General features: G+C 42.2%; 9 protein-coding genes. 8 read left to right on the plus strand and 1 reads right to left on the minus strand.

What is annotated here, in order from left to right; all coding sequences use genetic code 11:
• Positions 1-136: 136 nt before the first annotated feature.
• The 7 genes from GGQ60_RS12275 to GGQ60_RS12305 all read left to right on the plus strand — a co-directional run bounded on the left by GGQ60_RS12275 (position 137) and on the right by GGQ60_RS12305 (position 14,302).
• Positions 137-3,439, plus strand: a complete 3,303-nt coding sequence (locus tag GGQ60_RS12275; RefSeq protein ID WP_221235937.1) for a SusC/RagA family TonB-linked outer membrane protein — start codon at positions 137-139, stop codon at positions 3,437-3,439.
• Positions 3,440-3,453: 14 nt separating this feature from the next.
• The gene (locus GGQ60_RS12280) at positions 3,454-4,977 is read left to right on the plus strand and encodes a RagB/SusD family nutrient uptake outer membrane protein (protein ID WP_183764334.1); all 1,524 of its coding nucleotides are present in this window, start codon (positions 3,454-3,456) and stop codon (positions 4,975-4,977) included.
• Positions 4,971-6,836 (plus strand): alkaline phosphatase, encoded by a 1,866-nt coding sequence (locus tag GGQ60_RS12285; protein WP_229685010.1) that lies wholly within the window; start codon positions 4,971-4,973, stop codon positions 6,834-6,836. Before GGQ60_RS12280 ends, GGQ60_RS12285 begins: the two co-directional genes overlap by 7 nt.
• Positions 6,837-6,927: 91 nt before the next feature.
• Positions 6,928-7,830, plus strand: a complete 903-nt coding sequence (locus GGQ60_RS12290; RefSeq protein ID WP_183764337.1) for a metallophosphoesterase family protein — start codon at positions 6,928-6,930, stop codon at positions 7,828-7,830.
• 474 nt (positions 7,831-8,304) lie between these two features.
• Positions 8,305-8,772 carry a hypothetical protein gene (locus GGQ60_RS12295; protein ID WP_183764340.1) on the plus strand — a complete coding sequence of 156 codons (468 nt, stop codon included), beginning with the start codon at positions 8,305-8,307 and terminating at the stop codon, positions 8,770-8,772.
• A 185-nt stretch (positions 8,773-8,957) separates the two neighbouring features.
• On the plus strand, positions 8,958-10,733 hold the full coding sequence (locus GGQ60_RS12300; RefSeq protein ID WP_183764343.1) for an aminopeptidase P family protein: 1,776 nt from the start codon (positions 8,958-8,960) through the stop codon (positions 10,731-10,733).
• Between the two features lie 803 nt (positions 10,734-11,536).
• Entirely contained in the window at positions 11,537-14,302 is a 2,766-nt protein-coding gene (locus GGQ60_RS12305) for a DUF5695 domain-containing protein (protein WP_221235938.1), read from the plus strand.
• 416 nt (positions 14,303-14,718) lie between these two features.
• Here GGQ60_RS12305 and GGQ60_RS12310 read toward each other — a convergent pair whose 3' ends face one another.
• Positions 14,719-17,085, minus strand: coding sequence for a glycoside hydrolase family 127 protein (locus GGQ60_RS12310; protein WP_183764346.1), 2,367 nt, complete (start codon positions 17,083-17,085; stop codon positions 14,719-14,721).
• A gap of 247 nt (positions 17,086-17,332) precedes the next feature.
• Here GGQ60_RS12310 and GGQ60_RS12315 point away from each other — a divergent pair, with 247 nt between their 5' ends.
• Entirely contained in the window at positions 17,333-18,730 is a 1,398-nt protein-coding gene (locus tag GGQ60_RS12315; protein ID WP_183764349.1) for an aminopeptidase P family protein, read from the plus strand.
• Positions 18,731-18,876: the final 146 nt, after the last annotated feature.

Here is an 18,876-nt window from a genome sequence, read left to right on the forward strand (position 1 = left end):
ACCGGTCAGACCGGTCGCCGCAATCTTTCTTCCTGGCAATAAAAGCCAGTATAATTAAAGCTTTACAAAATAAAACAAAACAAATTAAGCAATGAAAACAACCTCCGCTAAGAGGAAAACAGCTCTTTATAAGATCATGAAATACTCATGTTTAACATTTACAATCCTCTGTATTTTTTGCAGCTCTATTTTGGCTTCGGCAGGAATGGCACAAAAATTAGAGAAAACCACGGTTAACATTACCATCAGTAAAGGCCGTAAAATGACCGAGATCATCAAAGAAATCGAATCCCGCACCGGCCTTAGTTTTGTATACAACCCGGATCAGTTACAACAAAAAAACATGTTGGTAAGCGGCAATTTCACTACAGAGCCGGTAAGGTCGCTTTTAGACAGGCTGGGCTTACAGGTGTTGGAAAAAGGCGGATACGTGATTTTAAACAACGCCGTAATCAACCAACCAGACCGGATCATTACCGGGGTAGTAAAAGATACCACAGGTTTGGCGCTTCCGGGCGTTTCGGTAAAAGTATTGGGCACACAAAGCGGTACCATTACCGATGGAAACGGTGCTTATCGCATTGAAGTTGGTGCTGATGCCGTGCTTTCCTTTTCCATGATCGGTTACCGTACCAAAGAGGTAAAGGTTGGCGATAGCCAGGTAATCAACATGGTTTTGAGCGAAGAGCGTTCTACACTTGCCGATGTAGTGGTGGTGGGTTACGGAACACAGAAAAAAGAAACCCTAACCGGGGCAATCAGTATTGTTGGCCTGGATAAACTTTCTTCCCGCTCATTAAACAGTGTGGGCGAGGTGCTGGCCGGAAAATCGCCCGGTGTGATTGTAACCAACGAAGGGGGAGATCCAACTTCTGCTCCCCGTATCAATATCCGTGGCGCAGGTGGTATTAACGGAGAAAATGTTCTTTATGTAATCGATGGGTCTATCTTTTCGGGTACCCCACAGCTTAATCCTAACGATATCGAATCGATATCGGTTTTAAAAGATGCATCTGCTGCCATTTACGGTGCCAGGGCTTCAGGCGGCGTGGTATTGATCACGACTAAAAAAGGCAAAAGCGGTAAAATGCAGATCAGCTTTGATGCCAAACTCGGCCAGCAAAGCGCCTGGAGAAAACTACAGCCCTTAAATGCACAACAACGTGCAGAGGTTGCGGCAACTGCAGCCAAAAACGGAGGGACTACCATATTACCGGCTTTTGATCCTTCTAAATATCCCGACGGACAGATTACCCGCACCAATTGGATGGACGAAGTGTTTAGAGATGGTTTGTTGCAGGACTATAACGCTGCTATTAACGGGGGCTCTGAAAAATCGAATTATTATTTAAGTTTTAATTACCGCAATGCCGAAGGGATTGTATTAAATACCAAAACCAAACGTTACAACTTTCGCATTAATACCGAACATGAGGTAAGCAATTGGTTAAAAATTGGCGAAAACTTATCGTATAGCAGTACCAACGGAAATGGGGCCAATACCAGCAGCGATTATACAGGAGCCTTACTTTCTGCCATTTATTACCCAACCAACGGGACACCTTATAATGCCGATGGAAGTTTTGCCGGGCTGCCTGGCGGACAGTATGCGGGAGATTATGGAGATATTGTTAACCCTGTTGCCGATTTACAGCGCATTGATATCAATAACCCGGTAAATGTGCTGGTGGTTAATCCTTATGCTAATCTTAAGCTGGCTAAAGGTTTAACTTTCAGGTCGAACTTGAGCGTAACCAAAACCGATGCTGCATTTAAAAGCTTTACCCCAAAAAGACCAGAAGTAGGAAAACCGGTGTTAAGTAATAGTTTAGTGGAAAGAAGCAATAAAGCCACCGACTTTTTAGCCGAGCAGGTTTTGAACTATAAAACATCCTTTGCCCAGCATCAGTTAGAGTTTACCGGTGGTTATACTTTCCAGAGAACCAAAAGTAGCGGGTTATATGCTTCGGGTGCCGGTTTTGATGATGAATCGCCTCAATACAGGTATTTGGTTAATGCAACGGTAATCCAGCCATCTTCAAGTTATTTTGATGCCAAAGCACTTTCTTCCCTGTTTTTAAGGGCAAATTATAACTATGGAGAAAAATACCTTCTATCATTGATCGGTCGTCGTGATGGTTCTTCCATGTTGACCAAAGAAAACAGGTTCAAAAATTATGGATCCGTTTCTGCAGGTTGGGTAATCAGCAAGGAGGATTTTTTAAAAGATACGCGTTGGTTAAATGAGCTTAAATTAAGAGCCAGTTATGGCATTTTAGGAAACCTGGGCAGTCTTTCTTCATCAGCAGTAAACCCTTTGCTGAATGCAACCCAAAGTTATTTCGGGCAAAGCCCAACCTTACAGAACGGTTACGTACAAACGGTGTTGGCCAATAAAAACCTCACCTGGGCTGAGTCGAAGCAAACCAACCTGGGACTTGATTTAGCTGCATTTGGCAGGTTTAGTTTGGTAGCTGATTATTTTATCAAAGAAACCAATAAAATGATCTTAACCAGAACGCTTCCGGGAACGGCCGGTTTAAATACGCAAACCATTAATGCAGGTCTTGTAAAAGATAAAGGTGTTGAATTGGGTTTAACTTATAACAGCGATAAAAATAAAGCTTTCACTTATACTGTTAACGCTACCCTGACCAAGATCAACAATAAGGTAGAGGAATTGGCACCGGGTTTAGAGAACATTGCCGTGGGTACCAACTTCCGTAATGAGCTGGCTCCGCTTGCCATAAGGGTTGGACAGCCATTGTATAGTTACTATGTGTTAAAAACAGACGGTATTTTCCAAAGCCAGGCAGAAGCCGATAACTACAAAAATGCCAGCGGACAAAAGATCCAGCCCAATGCCAAAGCCGGCGATTTTAAATTTGTAGATATGAATGGCGATGGTGCTATTGATGGTAAAGACCGTTATTTCGCAGGAAGTGCATATCCAGATTTCTCCTACGGGTTAAGCTTTAACGCAAGTTATAAAAATTTCGACTTTAATGTTTTTGCACAGGGTGTACAGGGCAATAAATTATTTAATGCTGTAAAACGCACTACCTATAGTGCCAGCGGTCCGTCGTACAACAAACTGATAGGTATTTTAGATGCATGGTCGCCTGAAAATCCGGGAGGCAAAGTGCCGATTATTTCGACAAGTGATGCCAACGGAAACTTTAATGCTTCAGATTTTTATGTAGAAAATGGTTCTTACCTGCGTATCCGTAACGTAACCCTGGGTTACAGCTTGCCAAAATCGCTTGCCAATAAGTTAAAAACGGGTGCAGTTAGGGTTTATGCCACTGCAAACAACCTGTTCACCATTACCAAATACTCTGGTTTTGATCCGGAGATCGGAATGGATAACAACGGACTGGATGTTGGCCGTTATCCGCAGGCACGCAGCTTTATCTTTGGTTTAAGTGTAAATTTATAATCACCACAATAACAATGAAAACGAATTTAAAATATATGGCCTTTGCCGCCCTTGCTGTTTTTTCATCATGTACCAAACAGCTTGATATTACACCCGAAGGTTCTCCGTCGGCACAAAATTTCTGGAAAACAAAAGAAGATGCGCTGAAAGCCGAAGGCGGAATGTACGAAAACTACAATGCCGAAGATTTTTACGGACGCGGGATGTTCTGGTTTATCAATGCCAGCGATGATATGGTTACCGGGCGTAACAAACCCGAGGCCGATAACATTAAAAACTTTAACCGTAGCTATGTAGGCGGTGGCTATACTGAAACCCAGTGGAGCATGCGCTATGCCATCATTAAACGGGCCAACGATATTATTACCAATGTACCGGGCATCAATATGGACGAAAGCTTAAAGAAACAGATCATTGGCGATGCCTATTTCAATGCCGGGTTGGTCTATTTTCAATTGGCAGCAAATTATGGTAATGATAAAGCCGGTGTACCGATTGTTAAACCGGAAACCGATGCCGCTCAGCCCATTCCCCGTGCTAACAATGTAAATGAAAATTACGATTATATTATTTCGCTCCTGTTAAAGGCGGCCGATAACCTTCCGTTCTTTTCGGCAATGAAACCTGGAGACTACGGTAAAGCACATAAAACTGCTGCATGGGCTTATCTCTCAAAAGTTTACCTTTATAAAAAGGATTATGCAAATGCAGCCAAATATGCAGATATGGTGATCAATTCAGGGCAGCACGATCTCATTAATACGGGTTTTGCCGATGTATTTAAAGCCGCTAACAACTGGTCGAAAGAATACATCTGGTCGGTGGTTTGTACGCCTAATGGTGGTGGTACAGGCTGGGGCAGTAAATTGCCCGGCGTAATGTTAACCAACAAAGCCTGGGGGATTTACAATGGCTGGGGCTATTATTTGCCAACCAAAGAGCTTTATGATTCTTACGAAGCCGGCGATCAGCGCCGCGAGGCCACCATTTTAAAACCGGGCGATAAATTTATGTTTTTCGGGGCAGAGCGCAGTTTTACCAAAGATGGAGGAGCAACTTCAAATTACCAGTTTAAAAAATACATGGAGCCTTTTTCTTATGCCAACCCGATTCCAACACACGTTAATCCTAATGGTGATAATGGAACCACCGATTTAAATGTGCCTTTAATGCGTTATGCAGAAGTATTGCTTATCAAGGCCGAAGCGGCCATTAATTTAAACGGTGCCGGAGCAGGCGATACGGAACTGAACAAAATCAGGGTTCGTGCCGGTTTAGGTACAAAGAGCGGAATGACTATTGACGACCTGAAGCGCGAACGCCGTAACGAACTGGCCGGAGAGTGGGCAGACCGTCACCGCGATTTGGTAAGATGGGGCGATGCACAGGCCACCTATGCCAAGCCATTGCATGATTACGATGGCCGTGTAATCTGGCCGGCGAGGACTTTTAACCCGCAGGTACACGATGTGTGGGCAGTGCCCCAAAGGGAAATAGATAACAGCGCAGGTGTAATTAAGCAAAACCCGGGATGGTAAAAAAAATAAGCATAAACTTTGCAGTGCTGGCCTTTGTGCTGGGGCTGCAAGGTGTTTCTGCCCAGGTAAAGCTAAATGCGAACCATGGCCACAGTCATAACGATTATAAGCAGGAAATTCCCCTGTTAACGGCATATTATGCCGAAATGGGGTCTATTGAGGCCGATGTATTTTTAAAAGATGGCGAATTATATGTTGCACACGAAGCTTCAGAAATTAAACCCGGTTTTACGCTAAAAAAAATCTACCTCGATCCGCTGGCCCGGCTTTTTAAAGCAAAGGGAAATCATTCTTATACTGATGCAGCCTTAAAACTGCAACTGGTGGTCGATGTAAAAGAAGATTACCAGCATGTATTGCCTGTATTGTTAAAGGAGCTGGATGGTTATGCTGACGTATTCGATGCAAAAAAGAATGCCAATGCCATTAAGGTAGTGGTTAGCGGCGATATGCCAACGCCAGGCGATTTTAAAAATTACGATGAGAAATTATCGTTCGATGGCAGGCCGGCAACCATTTATACCGATGAGCAACTGGCAAGGGTGGCGATGATCAGCGATGACTTGAAAAATCATACCGTATGGAACGGAAAAGGTAATCCTACCAAAACCGATGAAGCAAAGATAAGAGCCACAATTGAGCAGGCACACCGTAAGGGTAAACCTTTCCGGTTTTGGGCTTCACAGGATAGTCCGAATACCTGGATCGTACTCGAGAGGCTTGGGGTAGACTGGATCAATACCGATAAACCTGCCAAACTGAAAGATTTTTATCTTCATCAGGATAAATTAAGTTATACCAACCCCAAACCATATACGCCTTATACACCAACCTACAAGAGCGACGGACAAAACAAAGCACCTAAAAAAGTGATCCTGTTAATTGGCGATGGAATGGGACTGGCTGCTATCCACGCAGGTTTGATCGCCAATCACGGAGAGCTGAACATGGCAAAATTCCATTACATTGGCTTTTCTGAAACCGCCGCTGCTGATGCCGGAAATACCGATTCGGCTGCGGGAGGAAGCGCCATGGCAATTGGTTATAAAACCAATAACCGTTACATTGGTATCGGGCCTGATGATCAAAAGAAAACCAACCTGGTTGATACTTTGGCAGGTTTTGGTATTAAAAGTGGTATCATTACTGCGGGCGATCTCACCGATGCTACTCCGGCAGTATTTTACGCCCATCAGCTAGACAGGTCTTACAACGGAGCAATTGCGAATGACCTGCTAAGCAGCAAGGCCGAAGTTTTAATTGGTTCTAACCGCAAAGCTTTCGAACAAAATAAGAACAGCAACCTTTTGGCAGATCTGAAAATCAAAGGTTTCCAGGTAACCAATAGTTTAACGGATTTTGAAAAGCAACACGAAGGCAAACAATTGGTTTTGCTGGATGATTCGGCTACCCGGCCTGTAATAAAAGGTCGCGGTGATATGCTTAAAAAATCATTACTACATACCTTGCAGATTTTGTCCAAAAACAAACCTGGTTTCTTTATTATGGCCGAGGGTGCACAGATTGATTACGGTGGTCATACCAACGATCTGCCTTATCTCGTAAGCGAATTGCACGATTTCGACCGTACCATTGCCGAAGCACTCCGCTTTGCCGATCAGGATGGCGAAACGCTGGTTATCGTAACTGCCGATCATGAAACAGGTGGCTTAACACTTCTAGATGGTGCCGCAGAAAAAGGAATGGTGAGGGGCGAATTTAGTACCAACGATCATACAGGTATTATGGTTCCGGTTTTTGCCTATGGGCCGGGCTCGCAAAATTTCAATGGTGTTTATCCCAACAATCAGATTTTTCATAAAATCATCAAAGCTTATCACCTGGCCAAAGGTCAATAAGCAAAAAACAAAGCAAAAAAAGCTTTAAGCGGTGTCTGTACCAACCACAGCACCGCTTTTTTCTTAATGTTAAAGCAATACATCATACGTAATGGAAAGAAGATCTGCACTCAAAAATATAGGTGGCCTGTTTTTGCTGCCAACATTATCAAAAGTTTCGTCAGCAATAGAGAAAAAACCGGTTTTAAGGATTGCCCACCTGACAGATGTGCACCTGAAAAATCAATTTAATGCCCCGGCAAGGTTTGCCAAATGTTTGCATCACGTACAGGCACAATCGCCAAAAGTAGAACTGATTTTAAATGGTGGAGATATTGTTTTCGATATGAATAAGGAAAATATCGGCACCATTAACGAACAGTGGAAGCTGGTAAAAGATACCATGAAAAACGAATGCAGCATTCCTGTCCGTTATTGTTTGGGTAACCACGATATCTGGTGGAACGAAGATACCAAAGGCGATGTCTTTTATGGAAAAAGATACGCCATGGATAAACTCCAGTTGGTTAGACCTTACTACAGTTTGGTACAGAACGGCTGGAAAATAATTGTTCTGGATAGTACCCATCTGGATATTGACAATACCTGGTATATCGGTAAATTGGGCCAAGAGCAGTTAGACTGGTTGAAAAATGAACTGCAAAACACGCCTAAAACAATGCCGGTAATGGTGATGTCACACATTCCGATCCTTACGGCATTATTAATGATAGAGGATGATGTGGTAAACAAATGGACTATGCTGGGTGGTGATATGCATACCGATACCGCTAAGATCATTAACCTTTTTTACCAGTATCCTAATGTAAAACTGTGTTTAAGCGGGCATTTGCACCTGCGCGATAAAGTGGTGTACAACCAGGTAACATATCTTTGCAATGGTGCAGTATCCGGCGCCTGGTGGGAGGGCAACAAAAGAGAAACCGCGCCAGGTTACGGTTTGATCGATTTGTATGATGACGGGAGTTTTGATGAGCAATACGTAAGCTACTGATCTTCCGGCTCAACGTTTACCGGCTCGCCAGGCGGAGATTTTAAGTCTTTTGGCAGATCGCTAAGCATAAACTATAGAAATGCTTCGTTTTTTGCCGGCAAAATAACGGCAGGCTTGGTTTTGCTGGATATTTATCTTAAAAAAGGATATGATTTAGGGCCTTGTCTCATTAATATGCCACTTGTTACCGTACTTTTACCCTTTTTACCCCTCGCTATAGGAATTAAGGTTAACATTATTAAGCTTTGTGTAGCTTATTTTAATTTGCCCATGTATAATAGCTGCGCAATTGTTGAGGATCATTGTATTTTAAAATGTTTAATCCCTTTGATGTATTAAAACAATTAGCAATAGCAATAAAATCGATTTTCTTTTTTGGATGTAAACAGGGATGGAGTGAAGGGGATCGAATTAGCCCCGCATCTCCACCCGAAAGACTTAATAATCTGCCGGTAAACCGTAGAAAAATAGCTTATGATCGAAATTACTTACCTTTTTGAACAGGAATATTTAGAAGATGTATCTTATCGGTTAATGCGGGCCAGTACGGACGACCCCTGGTTGGTACTGTCGGGCTGTAAAGTACTGGGTATTATTGCCGAAGTTGAAGGAACCTGGTCACAGCTTGTAGGTGAAGATATTCCACCGGAGGCAATTGAAGGGATGGGCAATTTGATTAATAAACAACAGTTTAGCTGGCTGCCAAATCTGATCAAGAAACAATGGCCCAAGTATGTGCTAGATGTGGTGGTAGAAAGTGAAGACAGTTACCAGATAATTTGCCAGAAAGAAGCTTGTCCCAAACGTTTTTTACAACGCTTTACGCTTGGCATTCATGCGCTGGCACAAAGGGAATCATCCCTCGTTTTTAAGGTAAGGTGCTTTCCGACATCAGGTTGTTACGAAGTGGTTAAAGCTCCGACAATTGATCGCTGCGTTTAGTTCTCATTGCATTTGCATGTTTAAGTATAAAATCTTTCAAGTGCCGGAACAGGTTGGCTCTGGCATTAAAATCCTATGGTGACCTTGGGTTTAAAAAATAACCCTAAAGATTTTTCTGCTGATTTCTGGTTTGTTTTAAGATGTCAAAGTAATATTTAAATTTGGCCCGATAAAATTCTCCCAACATGACCTTTGTAGAAAAATTGCAGGCGCTACGCCAACTCATGCTCGTTCAAAAAGTAGATGCTTATATCATTACTGCTTCAGATCCACACATCAGCGAGTATGTACCTGCACATTATAAGGCCATTCCATTTGCCTGCGGATTTACAGGCTCGGCCGGTACACTCGTTATTACTCAGGATTTTGCAGGGCTGTGGACGGATTCGAGGTATTTTACGCAGGCAGAAGCGCAACTAAGCGGTACCGGTTACGAATTGGTAAAGCTGAAAGTGCCACATACACCAGAATACATCAATTGGTTAATCGAAGTTTTGCCAAAGAATGCAAAGGTAGGTTTTAATTACGGGCTCATTACGGTAGCATTAGCACTGGAACTGCAGGATAGTCTGGCCCAGCGCGAGATAACGATAGCCGATGTCGATTTTATCGATACCATTTGGTCGGATAGGGTAGCACTACCTGAAGGAAATGCTTTCTTAATTGACGAAGAAGCTGCGGGACTTAGCATTTCGGCTAAAATAAACCAGGTAAGGGATGCTTTAAAAGTAAGTAAGGCAGCTTATCATTTTATTTCCTCGCTTGATGATATCGCTTGGTTATTTAATCTAAGGGGAAATGATGTAGATTATAACCCGGTAACTTTAAGTTTTGCCTTAATAAGCCCTGAAGAGGTAAAGCTTTTTATCGACAAGCAAAAATTGTCGCAGGTAGATATCAATACGTTAAATCAGCAGGGAGTAAGTTTGTATCCATATGCTAAAGTGGCTGATGCACTAAAAAAACTTCCAAAAGCGCCGAAGGTTTTTATCGATCCTAAACGTACCTGTTTTGGGCTGTTTAAATGCCTGCCAGCCGACTCCACTATAATCTCAGGCATTAATCCAAGTACCCATTTAAAGAGCTTAAAGAATAATACCGAAATTAACCACATCCGCAGGGCAATGTTACATGATGGCATCGCCTTAACCCGGTTCTTTAAATGGATGGAAGATCATTTGGGGAAAGAAAAGATCACAGAATGGTCTGCAGCTGAAAAATTGGCCACGTTTAGAGCCGGACAAGCCTCTTTTGTGGGCTTAAGCTTTACTACCATAGCCGGCTATAACGCAAATGCTGCATTGCCGCATTACAGTGTAACTGCAGAAAGCGATCAGGAAATTTTAGGTGACGGTTTGTTTCTTGTCGATTCAGGCGGTCAGTATCGGTATGGTACAACTGATATTACCAGGGTAATGCCTATTGGCAATTGCTCATCAACACAGGCCAATGATTATACCCTGGTGTTAAAAGGGCTGATTGAAGGTTCTAAATTAATTTTTCCGGAAGGTACCAAGGGTTATCAGATCGATTCCATCTGTAGAAAACCGCTATGGGAACACGCCATAAATTTTGGTCATGGAACCGGTCATGGTATCGGTTTTTTTCTGAATGTACACGAAGGACCTCAGAATATTAGTCCGGCTAATGTAGATATAGCCTTTAAGCCAGGGATGGTAACCTCCATTGAACCTGGTGTTTATCGTCCGGGTGAACATGGCGTGCGCATCGAAAACCTGGTTTTATGCATCCCTTTTGGAGATAGCGGGTTTGGCAATTTTCTTACTTTCGAAACCTTAACCTTATGTTTTATCGATACCACCATCGTCAATAAAACACTTTTAGAAGCAGATCAGATCAGCTGGTTAAATCAGTATAATCAGCAGGTGTTCGATCGGCTTGAGTCACATCTTTCAACAGAAGAAGCTGCCTGGTTAAAAGTCAAATGCAGGCCCATTTAATATTTGTGATTTAACAACCCGGAATCATATGGTTGTCAGCCTAAGCCTGCCGAAGATCCATTTAATGTAATTACTTAAATGGTCTTATATTCCTTAAATGGTTAATAATTAATAGTAGGAAAGCAGTTCCTGCATTTCAATTAACGTTAGTCGCGCTTTCCGCTGTAGCCCTCATTCCATTCGGGGCTGCCGCTGCAATCACGTTTAGGCACCCGGTGCAGTGCTTATGGGTTGGGTTTCCCCTCAGGTGCTATTAATTTTCTTGCTGTAATCTGCGGGGAGTTAATGGCCAGGTATTTAGTAAAACGTTGTCAGCCTGAGCCAGCCGAAGATCCATTTAATGTAATTACTTAAATGATCTTATATTCTTTAAATGGTTAATAATTAATAGTAGGAAATCAGTTCCTGCATTTCAATTAACGTTAGTCGCGCTTTCCGCTGTAGCCCTCATTCCATTCGGGGCTGCCGCTGCAATCACGTTTAGGCGCCCGGTGCAGTGCTTATGGGTTGGGTTTCCCCTCAGGTGCTATTAATTTGCTTGCTGTAATCTGCGGGGAGTTAATAGCCAGGTATTTAATAAACGTTGTCAGGCTGAGCCTGTCAAAAAAACTGCTATTTAAATTATAAACTTAAATGATCTTATACCTCCTTAAATGGTTAAGAATTTGATGGCAGAAGTACCCGAACTTCCCATAAATACACCAATTCTTTACCGATTTTGCGCTATTTTAAACTTCGGCACCTGCTTTATCTTTTAAATTTTATTTTTGGTAAACGGGGATATCCAAACCTGCTTTTTCGATATGATGATAGAACCAAACAAGAAAAGAACCATATCCATAATAACTTTTAAAGCAATATTTTGCTGTGTTTTAACTTTTGTAAATATTGAGGTAATTCAGGCCCAATCGCCATGGATGGCTTTAAGTAAAAAAACGTCGACCCTGGGGTTGGAAAATGGTTTTTCGACCTACAATGCCGGCGCATTTAGCTTAAAGCTTGTTAACTCATCACAAACAGTAGCAGGGCTTCAGCCTAAAATGGTTAAAGATTTCGATTTTGTACCGGGCGATAGTTTAAAAGTACGCAGTTCAGATGGCTTGTACCATTTGGGCGATATTAATTTAAGATTACGCTATACCGGCGAAGAAAACTGGAAAAGCTACAGCACAGCAGCAAAAAGGAACCCGGTACAGCGTATTCCGGCAGGTAAAAATGTACTCGCCGCGGCCGATCTTGCGGCAACACTTCCGGCTGACATTCCTTTGCAGGTTAAACGCACATGGGAGATGTTGAACGGAAAGCTGGTGTTGCGCTTCGAACTGAAAAATAAAACCGATAAAAATGTAGAAATTGGTGCCCTGGGTATCCCGATGATTTTTGATAATATATTAGAAGGCCGCACATTGGAACAAACCCATGCTAAAAATGTATTTTACGATCCTTATATCGGAAAAGACGCAGGTTATCTGCAGGTTACGCGCTTAAGTGGGCATGCACCTTCTCTGCTGGTTACACCGCTGGGGCACACACCATTTGAGGCTTACAATCCGCTTAACGACGACCGGACGCCAAGAGGGATTGCCTTTGAAGGTTTTTACGAATGGATGGTGTACAGTAAAGCTTATGCCGAAAACGAATGGAAAAATGCGGAGCAATGGAATACCCCAACTTCAACCGTTTTAAAACCTGGCGAAAGTCGCAGTTATGCCCTCCAGTTTATTCTTTCAGGAACTGCAAAAGACATTGAAAGCAAGCTGATCGAAAATAAAAAGCCGGTAGCCGTATCGGTGCCGGGTTATGTATTGCCCAAAGATGTAGAGGGAAAATTGTTTCTTAACTATCTCAGAAAGGTTAAAAATATCCAGGTTGAGCCTGCAAATGCCTTAAAAATAATTGCATCAGGTGCAACCAAAAATGGCTGGAAAAGTTACTTGGTAAAAGGGAATACATGGGGAAGGGCAAGATTAACCCTTACTTATGAGGATGGCCTGGAGCAAAGTATAAATTATAAAGTAATTGAAGCCGAAAGCGATGTAATTGCAAGTTATGGTAATTTTTTAACTAGCAAGCAGTGGTTTAACCAGGCCGATCCTGTTTTTAAAAGAAATCCTTCTGTTATTACCTACGATAATGAAAAACAACAGCAGGTAACACAGGATAGCCGGGCCTGGATTGCGGGTTTGAGTGATGAAGGTGGTGCAGGTTCGTGGTTAGGGGCCATAATGAAACAATTGGTGCAACCCAAAAAAGAAGAAGTTGATAAACTGAAACAATTTGTAGACAGCGTCATGTTCGGGAGAATACAGCTTAATACCGGTCCTCAGAAATATGGCGTAAAAAAGAGCCTGTTTTATTATGCTCCCGATTCACTCCCTAAAGGTACTTATGCCGCAGATATCAATTTTAAAACATGGGCTGCATGGCCAAAAAAAGAAGCCGATAACCTGGGGAGGTCTTATAATTACCCACATGTAGCAGCCGCCCATTGGGTAATGTACCGGTTGGCACGTAATTACAGTGGCCTTGTTGAGGAGCAGAGCTGGAAACAACACCTTATCGATGCAGCTGAAACAGGTATGGCCATGGTTAACATCGCGCCTTATTACGCACAGTTTGGCCAAATGGAAGGCACGGTATTTTATCTCATTTTAAACGACCTTAAAAACGAAGGTTTAACAGAAGAAGCCACCCGGTTGGAAAATGAAATGAAAAAGCGTGCCAATCACTGGCGTTCTTTACAATATCCATTTGGTAGTGAGATGCCTTGGGATTCTACAGGTCAAGAAGAAGTTTATGTATGGTCGAACTATTTTGGTTACCAGGATAAGGCAAAAGTAACGCTTGATGCCATCCTGGCCTATATGCCAGTAGTGCCACACTGGGCCTACAACGGTAATGCCAGAAGATACTGGGACTTTCTTTATGGAGGTAAACTTTCGCGCATCGAACGGATGATCCACCATTACGGTTCGGCGCTCAATGCTATACCGGTGTTGATGGATTATCGTAAAAATCCTGGCGATTTCTATCTTTTACGTGCGGGTTACGCCGGTTTATTAGGTGCAATCTCCAACATTACCGCGGAAGGTTTTGCACCTGCTGCATTTCATGCTTATCCATCAACCCTGAAAAACGATGGCATTACCGGCGATTACGGATCTGGCTTTTTTGGGTATGCGATTAATACATCCTCCTACCTCTTGCAACATCCTGAATTTGGCTGGCTGGCTTTTGGTGGTAACCTGAGTAAAACAGGTAACATTATCAATCTTAAATTAACTACGGCAGCCAAATCGTCGGTTTATATTGCGCCAGCAGGGCTTTGGATTAGCCTTGATGCCGGCACCATAGATGAGGTAACTTATAATAGTGTAACTGGCGAAATCCACCTGAAGTTAGGTAAGGCAAACGAATATTTACCTAATGCCATGCTGAGGTTAACACAGCCTGCAAAAATTAATGCCGTTGGTGCTTATTCGGTAAAAGGAAGTAAAATGGGCAGCAGGGGAGGCTATCTGTTTCCACTTGCAAAAGACCATACCACTGAAATTATTCTTCAAAGATAATGTTAAACATCCCTGTCCGGGCCTCGTAAAGTAAAATTTACGGGGCTTTTTTATGAAAACATTATTTTGATATTCAGTTAAATATAGATTTTATTTATACTTTATATTTGATTGTGTTTTCATAATTAGCTTAAATTGAGTTAATTAATTTTTTAAATTTTGTTTTGTCAGACTTATTGATAAGCATTTTTGTGATAAAAATGTGTCCTGTTAAATCTTTATTTTTACTTTAAGTAATTGTATCAATTTATTTTCAATCAGTAAACTATAGTTTAATAAATGTTCTTATCAGCGCTCAGAATGACAACTGTTATGGCCACATTACAAATGTGAATTTCAATAGTCCGCGTTGCAAACGCAGACTATCTTTAATTCCGTGCTTCTGTGTTTCGGTGGCTAAAAATTATCAGGGCTGTTTACAAACTTTCCCTGATCACCCTTACCCGGTAAATTGGTCCTGCGCTGTTTTTTGCTTTAGGGAACAGTTTTACAGTTACTTTATTTTTGCCTTTAGTCAGTTCAACTGGGATTTTATAAGAAATATCATAAAAACGGCTTTCTTTATATTTGTTCAGGTCTTCGGTGGCAATATTTATCCCATCAATCAGCACATCGAAATTCCGGCCGCGGTTATCCATGCCCCAGTAAGAGGCAATAATGGTATTCTGCAAAGCGGGGTCTACCTTAACCTCAAATTGTAAAAATCCATTTTCGCCTGCCACACGCCACTTGCTGCCGTGGTCTTCACCCATATATTCTTTGGCAGCAGTAAAGTTATGGTCGCGTTCCGGCTGCATTTCTCCAAACCGGAATACATCAGTGGTTTTATCTTCCAGCTCTTTCTGTTTACGCTTTTGCTCATCGTATATTTTTTGCTGTAATGTCCATTTTTCTGGGGTAAATACATCCCAGTAAACGCTGTAATACTGATTTTTAGTTTGGTAAAATGGAACCAGGGTAACATCCTGAGGCTGTGCAATATGTTGAGTTTTAAATTGCAGTTCATTTTTATTCACTACACTCAACCAATCTTTAGGGTCGTTGTTCGCACTCACAAATACCGGAACACCTTTCACCGGATCAGGTTCGGTAATTCCCAGTACACCAGCCAAAAGCACCGGACCATAAAAAACCGCCCTGCGGTCAGCATTGTCCGGCATAGCTTCCGTGTATAATTTTTCGGGGGTCACATAAGTTATTTTGTCGTTGTTTTTCCAGTTACGGGTAATTACGTAATAACCCGTTTCATCTGGTGTAATTTTTTGTAACTGCCCGTTAACGGCAATGGTGGTTCCGGTAGCCCATTTTGGCTTTCTTACCCGGATGGAAAATGTTGAAGGTTTGGTTAAACTAACCGTTAAACTCGTCTGATCTCCTGCAGGTAAAGCCGTTTGTTGGGTGATTTTTATTCCTTTTTCTTTCCAGTCAAGAACTGAGGGGATAAAAAGATTCACGTACAAACTGCCATCGCTTCCCCTCGAATAAATGCTTTCATTGTATTTAACATGGTTTTCCATACCGGTGCCTACACAACAGGTAAAGGTGTTAAATTTATCGCTGTATTCTTTTTTTCCACCCATACGCAGCGGTACAAAATAACAGGTCATACCATCGTCGTGGTTCTGCGAAGCCAGTATATGGTTATAAAGGGCTTTTTCATAGTAATCGAACAACTCGGCCGATGGCTTCTCTGCAAAGAGATGCCCGGTAAGTTTGAGCATGTTGTAGGTGTTGCAGGTTTCGGTGGTATTTTCGGTGAGTTTATCATTCAGTTTATCGGGCTCACTCAGGTATTCATAGTTACTGTTCCCACCGGTTACATAAGAATGATGGTATACCACGGTTTTCCAAAAGAAATCGGCAATCGTTTTGTCTTTAAGGTCGCCTGTAATTTCGTAGCGCCTGGCACTGCCAATAATTTTGGGGATCTGTGTGTTAGAGTGTTTTCCCGGAAGGATATCGGTTTGCTGAGCCAACGGATCAAGTACACGTTTATCGTAAAACTTGTAAGATAAATCGAGGTATTTCTTTTCTCCGGTAATAGCATAGAGGTTAACCAGCGTTTCGGCCATTCCGCCATATTCACAGAATAACATTTTTTGCAAAAGCTCGTCGTTCAGGCCTCCAATGGTGGTTCCTGTCCAATCGGCCAATGCCACGCAAGCACTCAATGCTTTTTTATTGTTGGTGTACAGATAGGCATCGAGCAAACCTGCCATAATTTTATGTACCGTGTACCATGGTGCCCAGCCACCATTCAGGTCGAACCCACCGGTTTTAACGTTGCCTTTTGCCAGTTCGCCCCAAATTTTATCTTCATTGGCGAAGGCGCCTAAATAGCCGTTTTTTCTGGCTTTCTGGCATTCAATCAATTCGTCTACAATATAATTTGCTTTTTTTAGAAAAAGAGGATCTCTGCTTGATGCATATTGCATAGATATAGCAGAGAGGTAATGCCCCAGAGAATGCCCGGCCAAACCATCACCTTCCCATCCACCATAGATCTTGGCCTTCGGCGTTAAACCTGCATTTTTTCTGAAACCTGATAGTAAACGGTCGGCGTCAATGATTGATAAGTAAGCTTCATCCGCTTTCATGGCCTTTTTAAAAGTGCTTTCCAAAAGGCTTACCTGCGAAAGATCAAAAGCATAAGCTTTAATAGGTATGGTGTTCTTAACCTTTATACGGTTATCGTTAAAATGAGGAACATAGTTTTGGGCATTGGCACTTAAAGCAAAAAAGAGTATACAGCTAAGCAGGCTTTTACCAAGGTGATTATTCATAGTGGCTAAGTTATTTAGGGATATTTTTACCGTTTAAAATTATGAAATTACCAGGAGGGTGAAAACCCGATAATTTGCCGTTATTGTGCAGATTTTACCTTTCTTTTTCGTTAAAATGAAATTTATTGTGATTTTTATGCAGCATACCTAGCTTATAATTTGCAAATACCTCTCGTATTTTAGCCAGTACATTTAATTGTTATTGAATAAAATTAGCTTTTGAGATATTTGTGCAATACCTAAAAATATGTTTGAAAAGAAAGTTTACCTCCAACGAAGAACAGTATTAAAATCAAAGATAAATTCGGGAATATTACTCTTTTTGGGTAATGAAGAAAGCCCGATGAACTATAAGGATAATACCTACCATTTTAGGCAGGATAGTACATTTTTATATTATTTTGGGATCAGTGAGCCATCGTTAGCTGCTATTATCGACCTGGATGAAGATCAGGTAATTCTTTTCGGTGATGAAATGGGAATTGATGATATTGTGTGGATGGGCAGACAGAAAACACTTGAAGAAAAAAGCCTGGATGCCGGCCTTACCAAAGTTTTGCCTTTGGCACAACTTGAGGCTTATGTTAAGCAATACCTGGATAAAAAGCGTCATATTCATTTTCTGCCGCCTTACCGCCCTGAAAATAAGATTAAACTGGCCAATTGGCTTAACCTGCCAATCGATCAGCTAAAGGAAAAAGCATCGCTTGATTTTATTAAGGCTGTGGTTGCCCAGCGCTCGGTTAAATCGGTTGAAGAAATTGAAGAGTTAGACCGTGCAGCAGCCATATCGGCCGATATTCATTTAATGGTAATGCAACAGGCAAAACCTGGCCTGTATGAACGCGAACTTGCTGCCAAAATTCAAGCCGCTGCCCTGGCTTCGGGCGGTAACCTGGCCTATCCGGTTATTTTGACGGTTCGCGGCGAAATTTTGCATAACCATTACCATGGTAACCAGCTCCGGGATGGTCAGTTGGTTTTAAACGACTCTGGTGTTGAGACTGCCTTGGGCTATGCCGGCGATCTTACCCGTACTTTTCCGGTGGGTAAGAAATTTAGCGTCGAACAAAAAGATGTTTATGATATCGTGCTTAACGCCTATACCCAGGCTAAAAACCTGCTGGCACCGGGTGTCAGGTATTTAGACGTGCATTTAACTGCATGTAAAGTGCTGGCACAGGGCTTAAAAGATATAGGCCTGATGAAAGGCAACATAGATGACGCTGTGCAGGCTGGTGCGCATGCGATGTTTTTTCAATGTGGCACAGGGCATATGATGGGACTGGATGTACACGACATGGAAGATTTAGGCGAGCAATATGTAGGTTATACTGACGAACTGACTAAAAATACCACCCAGTTTGGATTGAAATCGTTAAGGCTGGGTAAAGCACTCGAAACAGGTTATGTATTAACGGTAGAACCGGGTGTCTATATCATCCCTGAACTGATAGACCGCTGGAAAGCTGCTAACCAGTTTACCGAATTTATTAACTACGATAAATTGGAGCAGTTTAGGAATTTTAGCGGAATCAGGGTGGAAGACGATTTTTTGGTTACTGAAAACGGAAGCCGCATGTTAGGAAAACATTTGGCCTTAAGTACGGAAGAAATTGAAGCGATCAGAAGCGAAGCTTATTAGTAAGGGCGGCTTTTGGCGTAACAGCTGTTTTTTATTTTGAAGCGCAGGGGTCTATCGCTCTTTTTAAAGGAAGTTCCTGCCATCCGCTTTATCCCGATGGAAAACCGGGATGCCCGCTGCTGTCAGGGCTAAAAACCCTGGCCTAA

This window comes from Pedobacter zeae (genome assembly GCF_014196715.1).
Classification (GTDB): Bacteria; Bacteroidota; Bacteroidia; order Sphingobacteriales; family Sphingobacteriaceae; genus Pedobacter; species Pedobacter zeae.